The 19,760-nt window shown below is 68.3% G+C and carries 19 protein-coding genes and 1 pseudogene; 9 read left to right on the top strand and 11 right to left on the bottom strand.

Going from position 1 to position 19,760, the window contains the following annotated elements:
* Positions 1-38: 38 nt before the first annotated feature.
* Entirely contained in the window at positions 39-2,084 is a 2,046-nt protein-coding gene (locus BST15_RS05510; RefSeq protein ID WP_046190992.1) for an MDR family MFS transporter, read from the bottom strand.
* A gap of 60 nt (positions 2,085-2,144) precedes the next feature.
* Positions 2,145-2,624: a bacterioferritin gene (gene bfr / locus BST15_RS05505; RefSeq protein ID WP_046190993.1), complete on the bottom strand. Its 480-nt coding sequence runs from the start codon at positions 2,622-2,624 to the stop codon at positions 2,145-2,147.
* A 237-nt stretch (positions 2,625-2,861) separates the two neighbouring features.
* Here bfr and BST15_RS05500 point away from each other — a divergent pair, with 237 nt between their 5' ends.
* On the top strand, positions 2,862-3,557 hold the full coding sequence (locus BST15_RS05500; protein WP_109370728.1) for a fatty-acid--CoA ligase: 696 nt from the start codon (positions 2,862-2,864) through the stop codon (positions 3,555-3,557).
* A 9-nt stretch (positions 3,558-3,566) separates the two neighbouring features.
* Positions 3,567-3,800, top strand: a complete 234-nt coding sequence (locus BST15_RS05495; RefSeq protein ID WP_046190994.1) for a (2Fe-2S)-binding protein — start codon at positions 3,567-3,569, stop codon at positions 3,798-3,800.
* Here BST15_RS05495 and BST15_RS05490 read toward each other — a convergent pair.
* A complete protein-coding gene (locus tag BST15_RS05490; protein ID WP_046190995.1) occupies positions 3,792-4,559 on the bottom strand; it encodes an enoyl-CoA hydratase/isomerase family protein in 768 nt (255 codons plus the stop codon). The two genes, BST15_RS05495 and BST15_RS05490, sit on opposite strands and share 9 nt — an antisense overlap.
* Before the next feature lie 46 nt (positions 4,560-4,605).
* On the bottom strand, positions 4,606-5,538 hold the full coding sequence (locus BST15_RS05485) for a hydrogen peroxide-inducible genes activator (RefSeq protein WP_046190996.1): 933 nt from the start codon (positions 5,536-5,538) through the stop codon (positions 4,606-4,608).
* 113 nt (positions 5,539-5,651) lie between these two features.
* Between BST15_RS05485 and BST15_RS05480 the strand changes: the two genes are divergently transcribed.
* From BST15_RS05480 to BST15_RS05465, 4 genes are all read left to right on the top strand, one after another.
* Entirely contained in the window at positions 5,652-6,233 is a 582-nt protein-coding gene (locus BST15_RS05480; protein WP_046190997.1) for a peroxiredoxin, read from the top strand.
* A 63-nt stretch (positions 6,234-6,296) separates the two neighbouring features.
* On the top strand, positions 6,297-6,833 hold the full coding sequence (gene ahpD / locus BST15_RS05475) for an alkylhydroperoxidase, AhpD family (RefSeq protein WP_046190998.1): 537 nt from the start codon (positions 6,297-6,299) through the stop codon (positions 6,831-6,833).
* Between the two features lie 74 nt (positions 6,834-6,907).
* Positions 6,908-8,131 carry an alpha-hydroxy acid oxidase gene (locus tag BST15_RS05470; RefSeq protein WP_046190974.1) on the top strand — a complete coding sequence of 408 codons (1,224 nt, stop codon included), beginning with the start codon at positions 6,908-6,910 and terminating at the stop codon, positions 8,129-8,131.
* A gap of 61 nt (positions 8,132-8,192) precedes the next feature.
* Positions 8,193-8,828: a hypothetical protein gene (locus BST15_RS05465; RefSeq protein ID WP_046190973.1), complete on the top strand. Its 636-nt coding sequence runs from the start codon at positions 8,193-8,195 to the stop codon at positions 8,826-8,828.
* A 10-nt stretch (positions 8,829-8,838) separates the two neighbouring features.
* On the opposite strand, the gene BST15_RS05460 is transcribed toward BST15_RS05465, so the two are convergent.
* Both BST15_RS05460 and BST15_RS05455 read right to left on the bottom strand, forming a co-directional pair.
* Positions 8,839-10,314 carry an acetyl-CoA acetyltransferase gene (locus BST15_RS05460; protein WP_046190972.1) on the bottom strand — a complete coding sequence of 492 codons (1,476 nt, stop codon included), beginning with the start codon at positions 10,312-10,314 and terminating at the stop codon, positions 8,839-8,841.
* Between the two features lie 10 nt (positions 10,315-10,324).
* On the bottom strand, positions 10,325-12,700 hold the full coding sequence (locus BST15_RS05455) for a CoA transferase (RefSeq protein ID WP_109370727.1): 2,376 nt from the start codon (positions 12,698-12,700) through the stop codon (positions 10,325-10,327).
* 49 nt (positions 12,701-12,749) lie between these two features.
* Here BST15_RS05455 and BST15_RS05450 point away from each other — a divergent pair, with 49 nt between their 5' ends.
* From BST15_RS05450 to BST15_RS05440, 3 genes are all read left to right on the top strand, one after another.
* A complete protein-coding gene (locus tag BST15_RS05450) occupies positions 12,750-15,155 on the top strand; it encodes a phosphoketolase family protein (RefSeq protein ID WP_046190976.1) in 2,406 nt (801 codons plus the stop codon).
* Between the two features lie 5 nt (positions 15,156-15,160).
* Entirely contained in the window at positions 15,161-15,571 is a 411-nt protein-coding gene (locus BST15_RS05445; RefSeq protein WP_046190975.1) for an MmpS family transport accessory protein, read from the top strand.
* Between the two features lie 108 nt (positions 15,572-15,679).
* On the top strand, positions 15,680-16,405 hold the full coding sequence (locus BST15_RS05440; RefSeq protein ID WP_188108781.1) for a CPBP family intramembrane glutamic endopeptidase: 726 nt from the start codon (positions 15,680-15,682) through the stop codon (positions 16,403-16,405).
* A 10-nt stretch (positions 16,406-16,415) separates the two neighbouring features.
* On the opposite strand, the gene BST15_RS05435 is transcribed toward BST15_RS05440, so the two are convergent.
* From BST15_RS05435 to BST15_RS23300, 5 genes and pseudogenes are all read right to left on the bottom strand, one after another.
* On the bottom strand, positions 16,416-17,444 hold the full coding sequence (locus BST15_RS05435; protein WP_046190969.1) for a zinc-binding alcohol dehydrogenase family protein: 1,029 nt from the start codon (positions 17,442-17,444) through the stop codon (positions 16,416-16,418).
* A gap of 33 nt (positions 17,445-17,477) precedes the next feature.
* Positions 17,478-17,771, bottom strand: a complete 294-nt coding sequence (locus tag BST15_RS05430; protein ID WP_046190968.1) for a GlsB/YeaQ/YmgE family stress response membrane protein — start codon at positions 17,769-17,771, stop codon at positions 17,478-17,480.
* 21 nt (positions 17,772-17,792) lie between these two features.
* Positions 17,793-18,620 carry an alanine and proline-rich secreted protein Apa gene (locus BST15_RS05425; protein ID WP_046190967.1) on the bottom strand — a complete coding sequence of 276 codons (828 nt, stop codon included), beginning with the start codon at positions 18,618-18,620 and terminating at the stop codon, positions 17,793-17,795.
* 37 nt (positions 18,621-18,657) lie between these two features.
* Complete coding sequence (locus tag BST15_RS23305) at positions 18,658-18,945, bottom strand: TOBE domain-containing protein (RefSeq protein WP_439116840.1); 288 nt, start codon at positions 18,943-18,945, stop codon at positions 18,658-18,660.
* Between the two features lie 330 nt (positions 18,946-19,275).
* A pseudogene (locus tag BST15_RS23300) lies at positions 19,276-19,758 on the bottom strand (ATP-binding cassette domain-containing protein); the annotation flags it as partial.
* Positions 19,759-19,760: the final 2 nt, after the last annotated feature.

Below are 19,760 nucleotides of genomic sequence, written 5' to 3'. Positions count from 1 at the left end.
TCGCTAGGCCGGCGGAGCCGGTCGACGCGGATCGCCGGTCAGCGGTGGGCAGTGCTGGCGAACTCCGCGGACTCCCCCGCATCATCGGGATCGATCAGTGCCCGCCGGGCGATCCGCTCCAACGCGGCCCCGACCTCGGCGCGATCCGGGCGGCCCTCGAAGCCGGGCGATCGCGCCAGTTTGTCCACCACCCAGTCCTGCACGAGCGAGGACACGAATCCGACCTGACGCAGGCCCGCGCGGGTGAGCCCCAGATGATCACCGTCGCGCAGCGCATACCCCTGTTCCACCAGACGATCGACGGTGGGCTCGAGGATTTCGTAGGGCACCCGCAGGCGCGTACCGATGTCGCTGAGCCGTGCGGTGCGAAACACCTGCGTGTAGCGGTAGATGCGCAGGACCGTCCACAGCCCGGCCACGTCGAGCTGGCAGTCGGGCCGCATCGCGATGGAGCGCAGCCGCATTCCGGGCTCGTTGTGCAGAAGTCGGCCGACAGCCTTCTCCAACAGTTCGTCCGAGGACGCCGTGGTGGGCATGCCGAACCCATCGCCGAGGTCGACGGCGTTGTCGTGCAACTCCTTGAGCGGGACCTCGCGCAGAAACAGCGCCAGCACGAAGCCGAGCAGCGCGACCGGCGCAGCGCACAGGAAAACCTGCCCGAGCGCATCGGCATAGGCCGCCACGATCGGATGCGCCTGCTGGGGCGACAACCGGCGCACGGCCTCGGGCGAGTCGGCCGCCCCGGCGGCCAGTCCGGCGCTGCTCAGGGCCGGACCCAGCCGGTGGCCCAGGAAGTTCACGAACAGCGACCCGAACACGGCGGCGCCGAACGAGCTGCCGATGGTGCGGAAGAACGTGACCCCGGATGTGGCGACACCGAGGTCGGCGAAACTGGAGGTGTTCTGCACGACCAAGACCAGGACTTGCATCGACAGTCCGATCCCGGCGCCCAAGATCACCAGGTAGACCGACTGAATCAGCGCCGGCGTGGCCGCGTCCATCTGCGACATCAACGCGAAGGCGATCGTCATCAACGCCGTGCCGACCACCGGGAAGATCTTGTAGCGGCCGGTGCGTCCGACCAGGGCACCGCTGCCGGTGGAGGTCAGCAGCATGCCCACCACCATCGGCAGCGTTCGCAGGCCCGACGTGATGGCCGAGACTCCGTCGACGTACTGCATGAAGGTGGGCAGGAAGGTGAGCGCACCCAGCATCGCGAAACCCACGACGAAAGCCAGGACGCAGCACACGGCGAACACCGGGTCGGCGAACAACCGGGTGGGCAGGATGGGCGCCGCGGCCCGGCTCTCCACCCAGACGAACACCGCGAGTGCTGCTGCTGAGCCGACGAAGAGACCGATGATGACCGGTGACCCCCATGCGTAGCGCGTGCCACCCCAGCTGGTGGCGAGCGTCAATCCGGTGGCGCCCGTGCCGATCAATACGATCCCGGCGTAGTCGATGACAGGTTTGGCGTGCCCCGCCAGGGCGGGGATGGCCGCCCCGGCAACGATCAACACGACCACCGAAATCGGCAGATTGATCCAGAATGCCCACCGCCAGGTGAGGTAGTCGGTCACGTACCCACCCAGCAGGGGTCCGATCACCGTGGTGACGCCGAAGACCGCGCCGAGCATGCCCTGGTAGCGGCCTCGGTCGCGCAGCGGGATGACTTGGCCGATGAGTGCGGCGGCGGTGACGGTGACGGCGCCACCGCCGAGGCCCTGCAATGCCCTGGCCCCGACCAGCATTCCCATGGACGTGGCCATACCGCACAGCACCGAACCGGCGACGAAGCAGAGCACCGCGGTTTGGAAGACCCGCTTGCGGCCGAACAGATCACCGAGTTTGCCGGCCAGAATGGTGGCGATGGTCGACATCAGCAGGTAGCTGGTCACCACCCACGACTGACGGCCCGCGTTGCCCAGATCCGACACGATCGTAGGCAGGGCCGTCGCAACGATGGTCTGGTCCAGGGCGGCCATCAGCAGGCCGAACACGATGGCCAGGAAGATCAGGTTACGGCGGTGCGGACTGACCGGCGCGGGTCGCACATCGTCGGCGACCGGCGTCGATTCGGTCATACGCGCCTTTCCTTGGGCGGTCGCCGCTGCGTCAGCGGGGCGGCGCCCCTGCCTAGCCGATTAGGAGGGCGGCCGGGCCACGCACTGCGCTGAGTACAGCGCGTCGCCGAGCTTGTCCATCAGCTCCAGTTGCGTTTCCAGGTGATCGATGTGGGACTCCTCATCGACCAGGATGGTCTCCAAGATCTTGGCGGTGGTGCTGTCCTGCTTCTCCCGGCACATGACGATGCCGGGCCGGAGCCGGTTGAGCACGTCGATCTCCAGCGCCAGGTCGCTCTCGAACTGTTCGCGCAGGGTCTGCCCGATACGCAGAGAGCCGATCCGCTGGTAGTTCGGCAGGCCACCGAGCATGAGGATCCGGTCGGTGACCGCCTCGGCGTGGCGCATCTCCTCCATGGACTCTTCACGGGTGTGTCCGGCCAGCTCGGTGAAACCCCAGTTGTCCTGCATTTTCGCGTGAAGGAAGTACTGGTTGATCGCGGTGAGTTCGCTGGTGAGCTGGTCGTTGAGCAGCTTGAGAACCTCGGGGTCGCCTTGCATGATCTCTCCTCTGGTGTGAAGAACCTCGCATGCCGGCCGCGACGGACGGAGCGGTGATGATCGCCGTAACGCGCCGAATCTCAATCTAGTGCAGGCCAGCGGCCGCAGGGGGATGTTTACCCGGGTCTCGGCGCGTCGAATCGCCGCACCGCCTTCGGGCCTCCGGGCGATGTCCTGATCGCCGTCCGCTGCCGGACCCGTGGAAGGTGCGCTTTACTTAGGTTAGACTCTACTAACATGAGACTCGCTTCGCCCGGCAATCGCGTCGGCAATTCGGGCAGCGGTTTCTCGCATCGCAATGATCCGCATTCCCTGGTGCTGGCGCTGGACTACCGCGTCGACGATGTCGGCCGGACCTGGTCGCTGATCGAGCACGACCATGCCCCCCTCCTGGGCCTGGGCGCACGCCATGCCGTGCTGTACACCTCGGAGTCAGAGCCAGACCGGGTCTTGATCACGATCGGGCTGCGCCACCGGGCCTCGGTCAAGGAGTTGCTGCGCTCCCCCGCGGTTTTCGAATGGTTCGACCGCTCGGGCGTCAACGACCTGCCGGCGGTCTTCGCCGGTGAGGTTCGCGAAAAGATCAACCTGGTCCAGCCCGGCTCCGAGATGGACGGTTCGGCGGTGGTCGTCGGCGCGGTTGCCACCGTGGCCGACCCCGCGGACCTGATGTCCAAGGTGCATGCCGGGCTCGACCGGTTCGCCGCCGCCGGGGTACGCAAAGTGTGGGTCTACCAGGCAGTCGACGACGGGCATGAGGTGATGACGCTGCTGGAATTCGACAACGCCGTGAGTGCGCGGCGGTTCAGCGACAACCCGGACTCCGCCGCGGAGTGGATGGCCGCCAACGGCAACGGTGGCTACCCACGCCCGTTCGTCGGGAAGTTCGCCGCCGCAATCGATCTGATGGCGCCCGCGGGCGACGGTCGGTAGGGGCGGGCCATGTACGTATGCCTGTGTGTCGGAGCCACCAATCAGATGGTGTCCGATGCTGTTGCCGCTGGGGCCTGCACCTCGAAAGAGGTGGCCGCGATGTGCGGAGCGGGCGGCGACTGCGGCCGGTGCCGCTGCACCGTGCGCGGCATCATCGAGGCCACCCTGGCCGCCGGCGCAACGACCCGTGACCAGGCACTGGACCGCCTGGCGTTCGAGATCAGTCCCGTCGGATCACACTGACGCGTCGCCGCGGCGTCCGGTGAACTCGGCCAACGCCTCCGCGTTGGCCTGGGCGCCCAGCAGTTCGGCGAAGAAGGCGTTCTCCCGCTCAACGGCGGCCCGGGTCTCAGCCCGAGTCGGCTCAACCATTGCGCTCTTGACCGCCATCAGGCTCGAAATCGGCCGGGAAGCAAGGACTTCCGCATGGCGCCGGGCTTCGCTGTCCAGCTCCTCAGGTTCGCAGACCGCGAAGACCAAGCCCATCCGCAGCGCCTCCTGGGCGTTGATCCACTCCGAGGACATCAACAGCCAGGCGGCGTTCTGCCGTCCCATCAACTGCGGCAGCAGGTAGGACGACGCGGCCTCGGGTGCCACTCCCAGGCTGGTGAAGGGGCATTTCAGCCGGGCCGTCGAGGACATGAACGCCAGGTCCGCGTAGCCCAGGATCGTGGTGCCGATTCCCAGGCCCAGCCCATTGACCGCGCAGATCAGCGGCTTGGGGAACTGGCCCAGCGCGGTGATCAGCCCCCGGAAGCCATGCTTGCCCGGCACGAAGTCGGGGTCGGTGACCATGGCCTGCATCTCGGCGAGATCGGTGCCGGCGCTGAACGCGCGCCCCGCGCCGGTGAGCAGCACCACCGCGACCTCCGGGTCCGCCGCGGCGGCCAACAGCGCCTCGGCAAGGGCGTCGTAGAGGGCTTCGTTGAACGCGTTGAGTGCCTCGGGCCGGTTGAGCGTGCAGGTCCGGACCCGGTTCTGGTCTTCGATCGTCAAGATCACCCATGCAGCCTAAACGGCGGACATCCGCGCGCGGCCGTCACGCCGCTCACGGCAGCGTGACCTGGTGGCCGGCGGCGATCACGCCGCCGATGATCCCTGCCAGGCGGCGGTAGGAGTCCTCTCGCCCACTGGAGGTGCGAAACACCAGCCCGATCCGACGGCCGGGCTGCGGCGGAGCGAAGTGGGCCAGCGCCAGGCCGTTGCGCTCGGCCTCGACCGACACCGCGGTCTGCGGGATCAACGTCACCCCCAGCCCGCCGTTGACGCACTGGACCGCGGTGGCCAGCGATGCCGCACGCGTGGTGGCCAACTCCGCGCGCACCCCCGCGTTGCGGCAGATCTCCAGGGTCTGATCCCGCAGACAGTGCCCCTCGTCGAGCAGCAGCAGCGGCAAGTCCGCGAGCGCCGTCGGTGGCACCCGACGTTTGCCGGCCAGCGCATGGCCCGGCGGCAGGGCCAGCACGAATTCTTCTTCGTACAAGGGTATTTCGGTCATCCCAGCAGCTTCGGAGGGCAGCGCCATCACCGCAGCGTCCACGGCACCCTCACGCAGGCCGGTCAGCAGACGTTCGGTCTGGTCTTCGATGACCCGCAGGCGCAGCTCTGGCAATTGGCCAGCCAGGCCGGCCAGCACCGCAGGCAGCACGTACGGCGCCACGGTCGGGATGAACCCCAGCCGCATGGCGCCATGCAGCGGGTCGACCACCCCCGCCGCCGCGGCCGAGAACTGCGCCGTCGAATCCAGCACGGCATGCGCGTAGGGAAGCAGCTGCTGCCCCTCGGCCGTCAGGAAGACCCGCCGCGTCGAGCGCTCGATAAGTTGGACGCCCAGTCCGGCCTCCAATGACGACAAAGCCTGCGACAGTGTTGACTGACTCAGGCCCAGGCCGGCCGCGGCCAGGCTGAAGTGGTGCTTCTCGGCCACGGCGGCGAAGGCCCGCAGGCCCGCGAGCGTGGGCTGATAGCTTGAATCGGTCATGCCGATAAGTATAGTGCCAAGTATCACCTTTTATTTTTAATTGCGATAGGGCACGATAGAGCGTGCGGGCGTCGAATGCGCCCCGAAACAGATCTCACATCACAAGGAGTGTCATGGCACTGTTGACTATCGGCGACCAGTTCCCGGCCTACAAGGTGACCGCCCTGATCGGGGGCGACCTGTCGAACGTGAACGGGCCCGATGAGCTCTTCACCACCATCACCAGCGACGACTACGCCGGCAAGTGGCGCGTCGTGTTCTTCTGGCCGAAGGACTTCACCTTCATCTGCCCCACCGAGATCGCGGCGTTCGGCAAGCTGAACGACGAGTTCGCCGACCGGGACGCCCAGGTTCTCGGTGTCTCGACCGACAACGAGTTCGTGCACTACAACTGGCGCGTCACGCACGAGGACCTCAAGACCCTGCCGTTCCCGATGCTGTCGGACCTCAACCGCGACCTGGTGCGAGAGACGGGCGTGCTCAACGCCGACGGTGTTGCCGACCGGGCCACCTTCATCATCGACCCCAACAACGAGATTCAGTTCGTCTCGGTGACCGCGGGTTCGGTGGGCCGCAACGTCGACGAGGTGCTGCGGGTGCTCGACGCACTGCAGTCCGACGAGCTGTGCGCCTGCAACTGGAAGAAGGGCGAGGCGACCCTGAACGTGGGCGAGCTGCTCAAAGAGTCGCTCTAGATCGCGACAGGATGAATCGCGCTCGGGCGATACCGAGCGCCAGGATGAGGAGGAGCAGCGCCAATGAGTATTGAGAACCTCAAGAACGCGATCCCGGAGTACGCCAAGGACCTCAAGCTCAACCTGGGTTCGATCGCCCGCACCACGGTCCTCAACGACGAGCAGCTCTGGGGCAGTCTGCTGGCCAGCGCCGCCGCCACGCGCAACGCGACGGTATTGGCCGAGATCGGATCCGAGGCCGCCGACAACCTGTCTGCGGAGGCCTACCAGGCCGCCCTCGGTGCCGCGTCGATCATGGGAATGAACAACGTGTTCTACCGTGGCCGGCACTTCCTGGACGGCAGCTACGACGACCTGCGGCCCGGATTGCGGATGAACATCATCGGCAACCCGGGGGTCGACAAGGCGAACTTCGAGTTGTGGAGTTTCGCGGTGTCGGCGATCAACGGTTGTCAGGCGTGCGTCGCCTCCCACGAGCAGGTGGTGCGAGAGGCGGGCATCGGCCGCGAAGCGGTGTTGGAAGCCCTCAAGGTGGCCTCGATCGTGGCCGGTGTGGCGCAGGCGGTCTTCGCCGCCTCCGCCGACCCCACCGCGAAGTAGGCGATCCAGTCTCTATCGGCGCGCGCCGGGTGCTCCCCGGCGCGCGCCGTAGAGTCTCTCCGAAGGAGTCAGCGATGGCGGAGAACAGGCGGCGGTTTCCCAGGGTTGGCGACCTGGCGCCCTTGATCCGATTCCGCAGGCCACGACTGAACAGCACGGCGCGGCGCCTGGAGGCCGCGCTGACCGTCGAAGACTTGCGACGTCTCGCCAAGCGGCGCACCCCCAAGGCCGCCTTCGACTACACCGATGGCGCCGCCGAGGATGAGATCTCCCTGGGGCGGGCGCGACAGGCCTTCCGCGACATCGAGTTCCACCCCGCGATCCTGCGGGATGTCACCCACGTCGACACCAGCCGCGATGTTCTCGGCGCCCCGACCGCGTTGCCGTTTGCGATCGCTCCGACCGGCTTCACCCGGCTGATGCACACCGCAGGCGAGCTAGCCGGTGCCCGAGCCGCGCAGGCAGCCGGCATCCCTTTCTCGCTGTCCACCTTGGGCACCGCATCCATCGAAGACGTGGCCGCCGCGGCCCCCCGAGCGCGCCGGTGGTTTCAGCTGTACATGTGGCGTGACCGCGAACGGTCGATGGCGTTGCTGCGACGTGCCGCCGAGGCCGGATACGACACCCTGCTGGTCACCGTCGACTGTCCGGTCGCGGGAGCCCGGCGGCGCGACATCCGCAACGGCATGGCTATCCCGCCTGCGCTGACCTTGCGCACCGTCGCCGACACCGCCGTCCACCCCGCCTGGTGGTTCGACCTGCTGACCACCGAACCCTTGGCGTTCGCGTCACTGGACCGGTGGTCCGGCACGGTTGCCGAGTACATGGACACGATGTTCGACCCGAGCCTGACCTTCGACGATCTGGCCTGGGTCAAGGCCCAGTGGCCGGGCCGGTTCGTGGTCAAGGGCATCCAGACCCTCGCCGACGCCCGCGCCGTGGTCGATCTCGGTGTCGACGGCATCGTGTTGTCCAATCACGGCGGCCGCCAGCTCGACCGGGCTCCGGTGCCGTTTCAGCTGCTGCCCTCGGTGGCCCGCGAGGTCGGGGCCGACACCGAGATCCTGGTGGACACCGGGATCATGTCCGGCGCCGACATCGTCGCAGCGCTCGCGCTGGGTGCCCGATCCACGTTGATCGGCCGGGCGTATCTCTATGGACTGATGGCAGGCGGACAGGCCGGCGTGGACCGCGTCATCGACATCCTGGCCGAACAGATCCGGCGGACCATGCGACTGCTCGGCGTCAGGGAACTGGCAGAACTCTCACCCGAACATGTGACGCAGCTGCAGCGCTAGTATCGGGCAGCCAGCACACAGATCGGGTTTGCACCGCCGCAGATGCGGGTATTCCGGGCGCGTGGCGAGTGACAAGGAACTGGTACGCCGGTTGCTCCGCCGTGCGGGCACCACCTACGCCCAGGAGGCTGGTATCCGGCTGCGCAACCAGCCGATGCCGCTGTTTCAGCTGCTGATGTTGTGCCTGCTCGCCAGCAAGCCCATCGACTCCGCCATCGCGGCCCGCGCGGCACGTGAGCTGTACAAGAGCGGGCTGCGCACCCCCCACAAGATCATCGAGGCCGATCGACAGACCCTGATCGATGCGTTGGGCCGGGCGCACTACCGTCGTTATGACGAGAGTGCCTCGAGTCAGCTGATCGAGTTGGCCAAAACGGCCCAGACGAACTACGGGGGCGATCTCCGGCTGCTGGCCGAACGCAGCGGGCGCGACATCTCGGCCGCCACCGAGGCGCTGAAGGTCTTCACCGGCATCGGCGATGTGGGTGCGAGCATCTTTCTCCGCGAAGTCCAAGACGTCTGGCCGTGGGCCCGCTCCACGTTCGACGATCGCGCCCTGGATGCCGCACGCGAACTCGGTTTACCCGGCGACGCCGGCGAGCTCGGCGCCTTGTCGCAGGGCCGCAACGCCCAACTCGCGGCGGCATTGGTGCGCTACTCCGCCGACGCCGGGATTCGGGAGCGGATGGCCGAATGAGGGCGCCCGCCTAGAGCAGCGTCGCGGTGCCGTCGTCATGCACGTCGACCGCGGCTCCGGCGATGTCTTCCTGCACGGTCGATTCGGCAACTCCGGGATCCCGGATCACCGCCATGGTTCGCGCCCCGTCGGGCGTACGAACGGCCAAGAACGCCTGTTGCGGCTGGCCGTCGCGGTCGAACGGCGTCGTCCAGGACTCCACCACACCGGTTCCCGCCCACCTCCCCGACGACACCGTGGTGGGTTCGGCGTCCACCGCGGATTGGACGTCTTCCCAACGGAATCCGGCGGCCGGTGGCTCGGTGCCGTACACGCCGAAGCTGTGTTTGGTCAGGTATCCCCCATTGGCGGTGATCAGACCGCGGTGGCCCGGATTGGCCACCAGCAGCTCTGCCAGGGTGGCGATCGAATGCGTCACGTAGTTGTTCCACGGTCCCCCGGCGAAGGTGAGTCCGCCGGTCACGGTCAGCGCACGGCCGGGGTCGTCGACGGGCAACCCCAGTTCCGCGGCCGCGACCTGCACCGCGGACGGGAAACATGAGTACAGGTCGACGTGGTCGATGTCGCCGATCGCGGTCCCGGCCAGTTCCAGCGCACGGGCTCCGGCGATCCGGATCGCGGGCGATCGGTGCAGTTCGGCCCGGTTGGCGACGGCGTAGGTGTCATGGGCATCGGCGCCGGCCAGCGGGAAAACCCAGTTCTGGGAAGGGACCCGCAGATCGGTGGCGGTCTGCACCGAGGTCAGCACCAGCGCGGCCGCCTGATCGACCATGTTGTTGGAGTTCATCAGCTTGGTGTAGGGCCAGCTGATCATCCGGTTCTTCGGTCCCGGTTGCCAGATCTCTTCGGCGGGGACGGCTTGGCGGATCCAGGCGTGTGGGTTACCGACGGCCACGGCATTGAAGCGCGACCACAGCCGGCCGATGCGGCGACGATGGTCGTCCGCCTTCTCGCCCGCGGCGATACGCAGTGCCTGCTCGAACAGGGGGTAAACATATGCGGGCCGATCCAGCCCGATGCGCTCCTCGGCCGGACCGACCATCGGCACGTCCTCGCCGTCGCACTCAGCGACGGGCACCGTGTCGTCCTGTTGGGTCCAGACCAGTCTGCCGCCGGCGCGACGCAGCCTGGTTCGGGTTCGCCAGGTTTCGCCGCCGGTCACCAGCACCACTCCGGCGCGGCCGTCGCGGATGTCCAGGCAGGCCTGGTTGACCAAGGACTGCGGCACGTTGCCGCCTACCGGGCTGTAGCGGGTGGTGCGGGGCTGGGCGCCGATCCGCTGGGCCAGCAGAGCGCCCGGATCGCGATAACGCGCGGAGAGCAGGTTCACCACCCGGATGGAGTCGACCGCACGCAACACCCGGTCGTGGGCGGCATTACGCGCCGCCGTCGCCATCAGATCAACCGGTTCGACCGAGTCGGTGTCGTCGCGGTGGTTGACCTGGCCGTAGCCGATCAGTACCGGGGTACGGGGGTCGACAGACATGGGCGTAAGACTAATCGGCGCTGAAGAGCACCCCGTCGGCGATCAGGCGGTCGGTCTGGGCGTCCTCGAGTCCGAGCACCGTGCGACAGATGTCCCGGGTGTCCTGGCCCGGCAGCGGCGCGGGCCGCTGCGGTGCGACCGGAATGTTGCGGAACGGGGCCGGGCCGGTCTCTGCCGGCAGCGGGTGTTCGATCAGCGGGTGCGTCATGGCCGCGAACACGCCGCGGTGGGCCAGCTGGGGATCATCGGCGACGTCAGGGGGCCGGTTCATCGGCGCGGCTGCGACGCCACCGCCCTGCAGCAGTTCCGCAACCCGGAGGGGGGCACGGTCGATGGTGTGGCGCCCCAACTCGGCCGCCAACTCGCCTCGGTGGGCCACCCGTTCCGCGCCGGTTGCGAAGCGCGGATCCGACGCCAACCCTTCATCGCCGAAAGCCGCAGCAACCGAATGCATCTCAGTGTCGGTGCGGATCGAGATGACACACCATTCGTCCTCACCTGAGCACGCACAGACCAGATCCACGGCGGTGTCCGGTTGGACGGAAGGGCCCGCCGCGCGGCCGACGTAGCTGGTGTCGAGCTGGTTGATGGCGGTCTCGGCCTGCGACACGTGAACATGACTGCCGACGGCGGTGCGCCTGCTCGCGATCAGAGCGGCCAATGCGCCGAGCGCAGCAACGCGCGCAACCACGTGATCGGGGAAGACGGTAGTGGCGTCGTAGAACGGGTGCCGCCCGGACTCGGCGGTGTTCTCCGGAGCGGTCCACAGTGCGGTGACCCCGGTGGTGGCGCGCACCAGGGGGCCGTATCCCATGCGGTCGCTCCACGGCCCGGACTCCCCGAAGGCGCTGCTCTCGGCCAGCACGATACGCGGATTGATCTCGCGCAGGGCATCGTAGGAAAAGCCCAGGGCGGTAAGGGTTCCCGGTTTGAAGTTGGCGAGCACCGCGTCTGCCGCGCCCACCAGGCCGGCGAAGACGTCCTTGCCTGCCGGGCTGCGCAGATCCAAGCCGAAGCCGGAGTTGTTGCGGTGCGTCCAGGCAAAGGACTCGCTCATCGCCTCGCCGGGGCGGGCCTGCCGCAGCCCGTCCGGGTAGGCCGCGCTCTCCACCTTGATGATCTGGGCGCCCAGATCGCCGAAAAGCCGACTGGCCTCGCCGCCGGCCACGATGACGCCGAGATCGACAATCCGCAGTCCTTCGAACGGCCGGTCGCCGACAGCGCCCTCGCATGCCGACTCGGTCCACGCATCGGCCAGCCATCCGGTATCGGCGCCGCTGACCGTCGGAGCCGGGGTGCGGAAGCCGGCGCGCTGGTCGTCGACCACGTAGTAGCCGGTGGGAATCACCGCGGACAGGCCGGGCGCCAGCTCTGCCCGAGTGACCCCCTGCGCTGCCACAAAGTGTTCCTCGGTCAGTACCTGCGCCGGATCGCCCACCGCGGCGATCGGCACCCCGCGGGATTGCCCGGCCGCGACCAGTTCGGTCATATCCTGATCGGCGAAGAGCGCGCGGATGAGGGCACTGATCTGTGGCCAGACCGCGAACCGCTCGCCGATCACACCGAACTTGGGGTCGGCGTACTCGGCCGGCTCCCCCAGCCAACTCCACAGGGCACGCCACTGACGCGGAGACATGACACACAGCCGCACGTAGCCGTCACGGCACGCGTAGATCGGGTAGGCGTCCTGATTGCGGGGACGCCCCCGCCATCTGCTCGACGCACGTTGCGCCGCAGCCACCTGACCGTGTGCGCCGAATATCGGGTCGAGCACCGTGACCACCGCATCGAAGCGGGAAAAGTCGATGTAATCGCCGGTTCCGCAACGCAATCGGTTGTAGTACGCGACCAGCACCGCCCAGGCGGCCTGCACCGCCGCCGTCGCCGAGGCGATTCCTTCCGGCGGCAGCACCGGTGTTCCGCTGGTGGGGCCCGACCGGGACAGCGCGCCGGACAGTGCGTACAGCACCGCGTCGGTGGCCTGCCAGGTGCGGCGTGGCCCGCTGGTTCCGAAATCGGTGACCGACATCGTCACCAACGAGGAGAACCGGTCGGCCAACTCCGCGCAGGAGGTCCCGAAGTCGCCGGTCAGGCCCGGGTGACCGCTGTCCACCACGATGTCGGCGGTGCCCACCAGCTCCTCGAAGCGGTGGCGGTCTCGGGCGTCGGCAGGGTCCAGAACGATGCCGCGCTTGTTCGCGTTATGCAGCGCGAAAGCGATGCTCACGCCATCCAACAGTGGCGCAGCGCTGCGCGCCGGGTTGCCGCCGGGGGGCTCCACCTTGAGCACGTCGGCTCCCAGGTCGGCAAGCAACCGGGTGACCGCATCGGCGTCGCCGCCGGCCAGATCGAGCACACGAACCGATTTCAGCAGCACGGGAGTCAGGGTAGTGAATCGGTTGCCGCAGTCGGATCAGGGCGGGACAATCGACAAGGTGAGTTCAGCCAGCGCGACTCCGTCACCGCCCACGCTCTCCGACCAGGACCTTGCCGGCCTGGATGCCTATTGGCGGGCTGCCAACTATCTGTCGGTCGGCCAGATCTACCTGTTGGACAATCCCCTGCTGTCCGAGCCCGTGCTGGCCGAGCACGTCAAACCCCGGCTGCTCGGGCATTGGGGCACCACACCCGGGCTGAATCTGCTGTACCTGCATCTGAACCGGATCATCCGCGAGCGCGACGCCGACGTCATCTTCATCACCGGCCCCGGCCACGGTGGTCCGGCCCTGGTCGCCAACGCCTACCTCGAGGGCACCTACAGCGAGGTCTACACCGGCATCGGGGAGAACACCGATGGTCTGCGGAAACTGTTCCGGCAGTTCTCTTTTCCCGGTGGTATCCCCAGTCATGTGGCAGCCGAGACGCCGGGTTCCATCCATGAAGGCGGCGAGCTGGGCTACGCGCTGGTGCATGCCTTCGGGGCGGCCTTCGACAATCCGGAGCTGGTGGTCGCCTGTGTCATCGGCGACGGCGAAGCAGAGACGGGCCCGCTGGCGGCCGGCTGGCACTCGAACAAGTTCCTCAACCCCGCCGTGGACGGCGCGGTGCTGCCGATCCTGCATCTCAATGGCTACAAGATCGCCAATCCCACTGTGCTGGCGCGTATTCCGCACGCCGAGTTGGAGACATTGCTGCGCGGTTACGGCTACCGGCCGATCACGGTCGCCGGCGACGACCCCGCCGTTGTGCACCAGTTGCTGGCCGCGGCCCTCGATGACGCCTTCGATGACATCGCCGCAATCCGGCGCGCCGCGCGAGACGAAGGCTCCTCGACGCGTCCGGTGTGGCCGATGATCGTGCTGCGCACCCCCAAGGGATGGACCGGACCGAAGATCGTCGACGGACAACAGGTGGAGGGAACCTGGCGGGCACACCAGGTTCCGCTCGCGGCGACTCGCAGCAATCCGCAGCACCGCCGGCAGTTGGAGGAATGGCTGCGCAGCTACCGCCCCGAGGAGTTGTTCGACCCCTCGGGGCGGCTGCTGCCGGAACTGGCGGCACTGGCCCCGCGCGGGCACCGCCGGATGAGCGCCAACCCCCATGCCAACGGCGGGCTGTTGCTACGTGACCTGGACCTGCCCGATTTCCGTGACTACGCGGTGCCGGTGAGCTCACCGGGCACCGAAACCCACGAGGCCACTCGTGTGCTCGGCACCTTCCTGCGCGACGTCATCGACCGCAACCGTGACCGGTTCCGATTGATGGGCCCCGACGAGACGGCGTCCAACCGGCTCTCGGCGGTGTTCGAGAAGACCGACCGGGTCTGGCTGGCGCAGACCGAGCCCGCCGATGACCATCTGGCTTCCGACGGCCGGGTTCTGGAAGTGCTGTCCGAGCACCTGTGTCAGGGGTGGCTGGAGGGCTATCTGCTGACGGGGCGGCATGGCCTGTTCAACTGCTACGAAGCCTTCGTGCACATCGTCGACTCGATGTTCAATCAGCACGCCAAGTGGCTGGCCGTCAGCCGCGAACTGCCGTGGCGGGCACCGATCGCGTCGCTGAACTACCTGCTGACCTCGCATGTATGGCGCCAAGACCACAACGGGGCCTCCCACCAGGATCCGGGTTTCATCGATCTGGTGGCCAACAAACGGCCCGAGGTGGTGCGGGTCTACCTCCCGCCGGACGGCAACACGCTGCTGTCGGTGGCCGATCACTGCCTGCGCAGCCGCGACTACGTCAATGTGATCGTGGCAGGAAAACAGCCCGCCTTGGCCTACCTGAGCATGGCGGACGCGGTCGCGCACTGCGCCCGCGGTCTGGGGATCTGGGAGTGGGCGGGCACCACCGCCGGTGAGCCGGACGTGGTCCTTGCCTGCGCCGGGGATGTCCCGACGCTGGAAACCCTGGCCGCAGCCGACATCCTGCGCCACGAACTGCCCGAGTTGGCGGTGCGCGTGGTCAACGTTGTGGACATCATGCGTCTGCAACCGGCGACCGAGCATCCGCATGGGTTGTCCGACACCGAGTTCGATGCCCTGTTCACGCGCGACAAGCCGGTGATCTTCGCCTATCACGGCTACCCCTGGCTCATCCACCGACTCACCTACGCCCGGACCAACCACCATCAGATGCATGTCCGGGGTTACCGCGAACGCGGCACCACCACAACACCTTTCGACATGGTGATGCTGAATGACCTGGACCGCTTCCACCTGGTGATGGACGTGATCGACCGGGTGCCGGCATTGGGTGATCGCCAGGGGGCGCTGCGCCAGAAGATGGTCGATGCCCGATGGGGCGCACGGGCGTACACCCGCGAGCACGGAGAGGACGATCCCCGCATCACCGACTGGACCTGGCGATCAGGCGCCGAGCCCACAGGCGGCGAGATAAGGTGACGGCCATGACTGCTGACCCGTCACCGATCCGGATGCCCCGCAAGGCGATGTCGTTGCTGCTCGGCGCCCTCATCGCGTCGGCCACCCTGGCCGGTGCCGGGTCCGCCGGCGCCGAGCCGGACCGGACCAAGGTGCCGGTCCGCTACGACCTCACCGGTACCGGCGTCGCCAGCTACATCACATATCAGACCCAGAACGGCCAGGCCCACGCCACCAACACCACCCTGCCGTGGTCCATTCAACTCACCGGTTCGATGACCAACGCGGCCAGCCCCGCCTCCTACTCACTGAGTGCCCAAAGCGCCGGTCCGGGCACTTTGACCTGCACCGTCAGCGTCAACGGCAAGGTGGTCAGCCAGAACACCGCGACCGGCGCCCCGGCGCGGGTGCTGTGCGAAACCCACGGCCCGAAGTAATCCGGCGGTAGCCGCCGCACCTTCGTCACCGGCGCCTGGGCGCCCGCGCGCGTAGAATTCGGCGCAATGTCCTGTTCAGAATTCGCGGCGCACTGGGGGCGGCACCCGATGGTGGCGCACTTTTCGGCGCTGAGCCGGTTTGGCGCCTTCGTCGACGTCGCCGTCGTCGTGGTGGTGCTCGCGCTGGCCAATCTGATCGCGCACTTCACCACCCCGTGGGCGGCGGTCGCCACCGTTCCCGCCACGGCGGTCGGCTTGATCGCCCTGGTCCGCTACAACGGCCTCAGCTGGGCCGAGCTCGGGTTGGGACGTGCCCAGTGGAAGTCCGGTCTGGGCTACGCGGTGGCCGCGGTGCTGGCCGTGGTCGCCGTCATCGCCATCGGGGTGATGTTGCCCGTGACTCGGCCGATGTTCTTGAACAACCATTACGCCACCGTCTCTGGTGCCCTGGTGGCTTCGATGGTGGTCATCCCGCTGCAGACGGTGATTCCTGAGGAGCTCGCGTTTCGCGGGGCGCTGCACGGCGCACTGCACCGAGCCTGGGGGTTTCGCGGCGTGGCCGCCGCGGGTTCCTTGCTGTTCGGTCTCTGGCATGTCGCCACATCTTTGGGTCTGACCAGCAGCAATGTCGGATTCACCCGGGTGTTCGGGGGCGGCTTCCTCGGCATGCTCGCCGGCGTGACGCTGGCCGTACTTGCCACCGGAGCCGCCGGTTTCGTCTTCAGCTGGCTGCGGCGTCGCAGCGGCAGCCTGATCGCGCCCATCGCACTGCACTGGTCCCTCAATGGGGTCGGCGCACTGGCCGCCGCGTTGGTGTGGCAGGTGTCAGCCTGAGCTCATCGGCTCACACCACCAGAACCGCCGCCCCAGCTATGCGACCCGCGCTCAAGTCTTCCAGCGCCCGGTCGGCATCGCCCAGCGAGTACAGCGGTGCCGTCACCTCGATGTGGTGCGTCGCGGCGAAGTCGAGGAAGGCACGCGCATCCGCGCGCGTGTTGGATGTGACCGAACGGATCTGACGCTCCCGAAACAAGTGGCGCTGATAGTTCAGCGGGGGGATGTCACTGAGGTGAATCCCGGCGATCGCCAAGGTGCCGCCGGCGTCCAGCGCCTCACACGCGGGCAGCACCAGCTCGCCGACCGGCGCGAACAGGATCGCCGAGTCCAGCGGCACCGGTGGCGGGTCGGCGGCGCCCTGTGCCGAGGCAACGCCCAACGCCAGCGCCAGCTCCCGCGCCTGCTCGTCGCGGGTCATCACATGCACCTCGGCGCCGCGCGCCAGCGCGACCTGCGCGGTGATGTGCGCACTGCCGCCGAAGCCGTAGATTCCCAGCCGCCCACCGGTGGGCAGGTCAGCTCGCTGCAGCGAGCGGTAACCGATGATGCCCGCGCACAACAGTGGCGCCAACTCGCTGTCGCTGTAGCCCGCGGGGAGGTGGTGGGCGTAGGCGGCCGGAACGGTTGCGAACTCGGCATAGCCGCCGTCATCGTCCCAGCCGGTGTAGCGCGAGTGTGGACAGAGGTTCTCGTCCCCGCGGCGGCAGTACCGGCAGACGCCGCAGGTCTGCCGCAACCAGGCGATTCCCACCCGGTCCCCGACGGCGAAGTCGGTGCCGGCCTCCGCGCCGACTTCGACCACCTCGCCGACCACCTCGTGCCCGGGAATGACGCCGGGCCGGTGAACCGGAAGATCACCTTCGCTGACGTGCAGGTCGGTGCGGCACACGCCGCAGGCATGCACCGCGACCAACAGCTCCGAGGGCTGGGGGCGCGGCACCGCGGTACGGATCCGCTCCAGGGGGCGGCTTGCTAGGGGACCTGGCCGCTGGACACGCCAGCCTGACATCGACGTGCTAGCCGGTTGTGAGGCCATAGCCCTATGGTGCGCGTTTCAGGCCCGCGTTGGCTACCTACGTCGGACCAGCCCGACAAGCCAGAGCAGGACGATCGCACCGCCGAGTGAGACGAAGAAGGTGAACCACCTGCGACCGGCCTCGACGTCGACACCGAGCCAGCCGAGCAACATGCCACCGAGAAAACCGCCGATCACGCCGGTGATGATGTTGAGCAGGATGCCCGAGCCGCCGCGCTTCATGATCCGGTGGGCCAGCCAGCCGGCGATTCCGCCGATCAGGACATATGCCAGCCAGCTGACCGAGGTCGGCGTGGACAGTCCAGCGGCGAGGTAGCTTGCGGCCATAGGCATGATCCTCCGGCGGAACTAGGCAGCGGGTGCGGGCGCCGGAGCGGGTGCGGGCGCCGGAATGCCAGGTGCCGGAACGCCGGGCTCAGGGGCCGGCGCTGCCTCGGCCGGAGGCGCACCCAGAGGCCTGATGGATTCGGCCAGTGCGATGGCCGCGCCGGCATCCACCGGGTTGTTGGCCGTCCCCAGCCACACCACGAACCAGCGTTCGGTCTGCGGGCCGGTGCCGCTGGCCGGCGGCACACCGATCACGCCGCTCCAGATCTGGCCGACCGGCTTGGCCGGGTCGGTGAACTTGACCTCGTAGTAGGACGCGCTGCCGGTGAGGCCGCCGCCGTTGAGCGGCGCGTTCACCTGGTTGGCGCGGGTTCCCGGGTACGGCATGAAGAACTCGCCCATGTCGGACCCGAGGCGCGTGGCGGCCTTGGCGTTGTCGGTCTCGGCGCTGGCGTACAGCCGCTGGTCGAGCTTGCCCAGCACGATTCGGGTGTCGTTGGCCACCGGCACCGGCTGCCCGGGCAGCATCGGCTCGCCGGTCTTCTTGCTCAGCAGCGACGACCCGTATTCGAGGTGGCTGGTGTCGGACTGCACCCAGCCGGCCGGCAGGACGAAGCTGAATCCGCCCGCGGCGTCGTCGACACGTCCCACCTCGGGTGCAGCGGGCTCGCCTGCGGGAGCGGGTGCGGCCGGGTCGGCCGGAGGCGCATCCGCGGTGGCCGGCGGGACGGGGGGCGGCGGCACCGGGTCTGCGTGCACCGGTGCGGCGACCGCGAATGCCAGCGCGCCGGCCACCGCGGACGCGGCCATCGCTCGAATACCCCTTGAGGTCAGGTCCACCTGCTTCATGGCAGAAAAACCTACCGCGTTGCCATCGCTACGCAAGTTACGCCGTGCCGAGGTGTGTCGCGCGCAACGTCACTTCCTGGGCCTTGACCCCGAACCACACCACCTGACCAGGAGCCAGGCCCATTTCCGCCGCCGATTCCGTGGTGATATCGGCCGCCAAACCCGGTGCCCCGTCCGGTTGCTGCACGGCGCGCACCTGCACCGTGCTGCCCCGGACCTCGATCTGGGCAACGGTCACTTCCCTGAGATTGCGCGGACTGCCCAACCTCGGCCGCTCCCGGTAGACCGCCACCGCATGCGGCGCGGTGACGGCGACCGCGGGCATGCCGGGCACCGCTGCGGTGTCGGCAACGCCGTGCCACCGGTCCCCCGAACTGGTGCGCAATACGCCTTCGGTCTCCAGGACGCCGGCGACCAGGTTAAAGCCCGCAATCTGGGCGCCGAATCGGCTCCGTGGCTGGGCCAGCACCTCGGCCGTGCGGCCGATCTCGGCGATCCGCCCGGACTCCAGAACCACCACGCGGTGTGCCAGGGCGAAGACGTCGAGCAGATCGTGGGTGACCAAGACCGCGGTGCGGCCCGGCGCGCCGAGCAGCCCGCGCAGCACCGTGCGCACCGCAGTGGCCGCGCCGACATCCAGACCCGCCAACGGCTCATCCAGCAGCAGCACCTCCGGTTCGGCGGCCAGCGCCCGCGCGATCGCAATGCGCTGTGCTTGGCCCCCGGAAAGCTGGCGCGGCCGGCGCTCCGCGAGCTCCTCGGCGTCGACGGCGCGCAGCCAGGGGGCGGCGATCGCTCGGGTGTGCTTGCGGCGCAGCAGCACGCGGCCGGGCGACCCGAACGCCACATTGGCCGCCACACTCAGGTGCGGGAACAGCAGTGGATCCTGCAGCAGCAGGCCGACCCTGCGATCACAGGTCGCCACCTGCACGCCTGCCTGCGTGTCGGTCAACACCCGATCTCCCGAGCGCACCTCACCGTCATCGGGTCGCAGCAGTCCGGCGATCACGTGCAGCAAGGTCGATTTTCCGGCGCCGTTGGGACCCAGCACGGCCAGCACCTCGCCCGGCGCGATGCTCAGCTGCAGGTCCAGCCCACGCTCGGCGACCGCCGCCCGCACCGTCAGCCCCGCGGTGTCGG

This window comes from Mycolicibacter arupensis (genome assembly GCF_002086515.1).
GTDB classification, from domain to species: domain Bacteria; phylum Actinomycetota; class Actinomycetes; order Mycobacteriales; family Mycobacteriaceae; genus Mycobacterium; species Mycobacterium arupense.
Note: the sequence above shows the minus strand (reverse complement) of the source record. Positions and strands in the feature narration are given on the sequence as shown.

What these genes read in the sequence shown, in the direction of transcription:
- BST15_RS05510 (WP_046190992.1), bottom strand. Translation starts at nt 2,084, where the DNA reads ATGACCGAATCGACGCCGGTCGCCGACGATGTGCGACCCGCGCCGGTC.
- bfr (WP_046190993.1), bottom strand. Translation starts at nt 2,624, where the DNA reads ATGCAAGGCGACCCCGAGGTTCTCAAGCTGCTCAACGACCAGCTCACC.
- BST15_RS05500 (WP_109370728.1), top strand. Translation starts at nt 2,862, where the DNA reads ATGAGACTCGCTTCGCCCGGCAATCGCGTCGGCAATTCGGGCAGCGGT.
- BST15_RS05495 (WP_046190994.1), top strand. Translation starts at nt 3,567, where the DNA reads ATGTACGTATGCCTGTGTGTCGGAGCCACCAATCAGATGGTGTCCGAT.
- BST15_RS05485 (WP_046190996.1), bottom strand. Translation starts at nt 5,538, where the DNA reads ATGACCGATTCAAGCTATCAGCCCACGCTCGCGGGCCTGCGGGCCTTC.
- BST15_RS05480 (WP_046190997.1), top strand. Translation starts at nt 5,652, where the DNA reads ATGGCACTGTTGACTATCGGCGACCAGTTCCCGGCCTACAAGGTGACC.
- ahpD (WP_046190998.1), top strand. Translation starts at nt 6,297, where the DNA reads ATGAGTATTGAGAACCTCAAGAACGCGATCCCGGAGTACGCCAAGGAC.
- BST15_RS05470 (WP_046190974.1), top strand. Translation starts at nt 6,908, where the DNA reads ATGGCGGAGAACAGGCGGCGGTTTCCCAGGGTTGGCGACCTGGCGCCC.
- BST15_RS05460 (WP_046190972.1), bottom strand. Translation starts at nt 10,314, where the DNA reads ATGTCTGTCGACCCCCGTACCCCGGTACTGATCGGCTACGGCCAGGTC.
- BST15_RS05445 (WP_046190975.1), top strand. Translation starts at nt 15,161, where the DNA reads ATGACTGCTGACCCGTCACCGATCCGGATGCCCCGCAAGGCGATGTCG.
- BST15_RS05440 (WP_188108781.1), top strand. Translation starts at nt 15,680, where the DNA reads ATGGTGGCGCACTTTTCGGCGCTGAGCCGGTTTGGCGCCTTCGTCGAC.
- BST15_RS05435 (WP_046190969.1), bottom strand. Translation starts at nt 17,444, where the DNA reads ATGGCCTCACAACCGGCTAGCACGTCGATGTCAGGCTGGCGTGTCCAG.
- BST15_RS05430 (WP_046190968.1), bottom strand. Translation starts at nt 17,771, where the DNA reads ATGGCCGCAAGCTACCTCGCCGCTGGACTGTCCACGCCGACCTCGGTC.
- BST15_RS05425 (WP_046190967.1), bottom strand. Translation starts at nt 18,620, where the DNA reads ATGAAGCAGGTGGACCTGACCTCAAGGGGTATTCGAGCGATGGCCGCG.
- BST15_RS23305 (WP_439116840.1), bottom strand. Translation starts at nt 18,945, where the DNA reads ATGCCCGCGGTCGCCGTCACCGCGCCGCATGCGGTGGCGGTCTACCGG.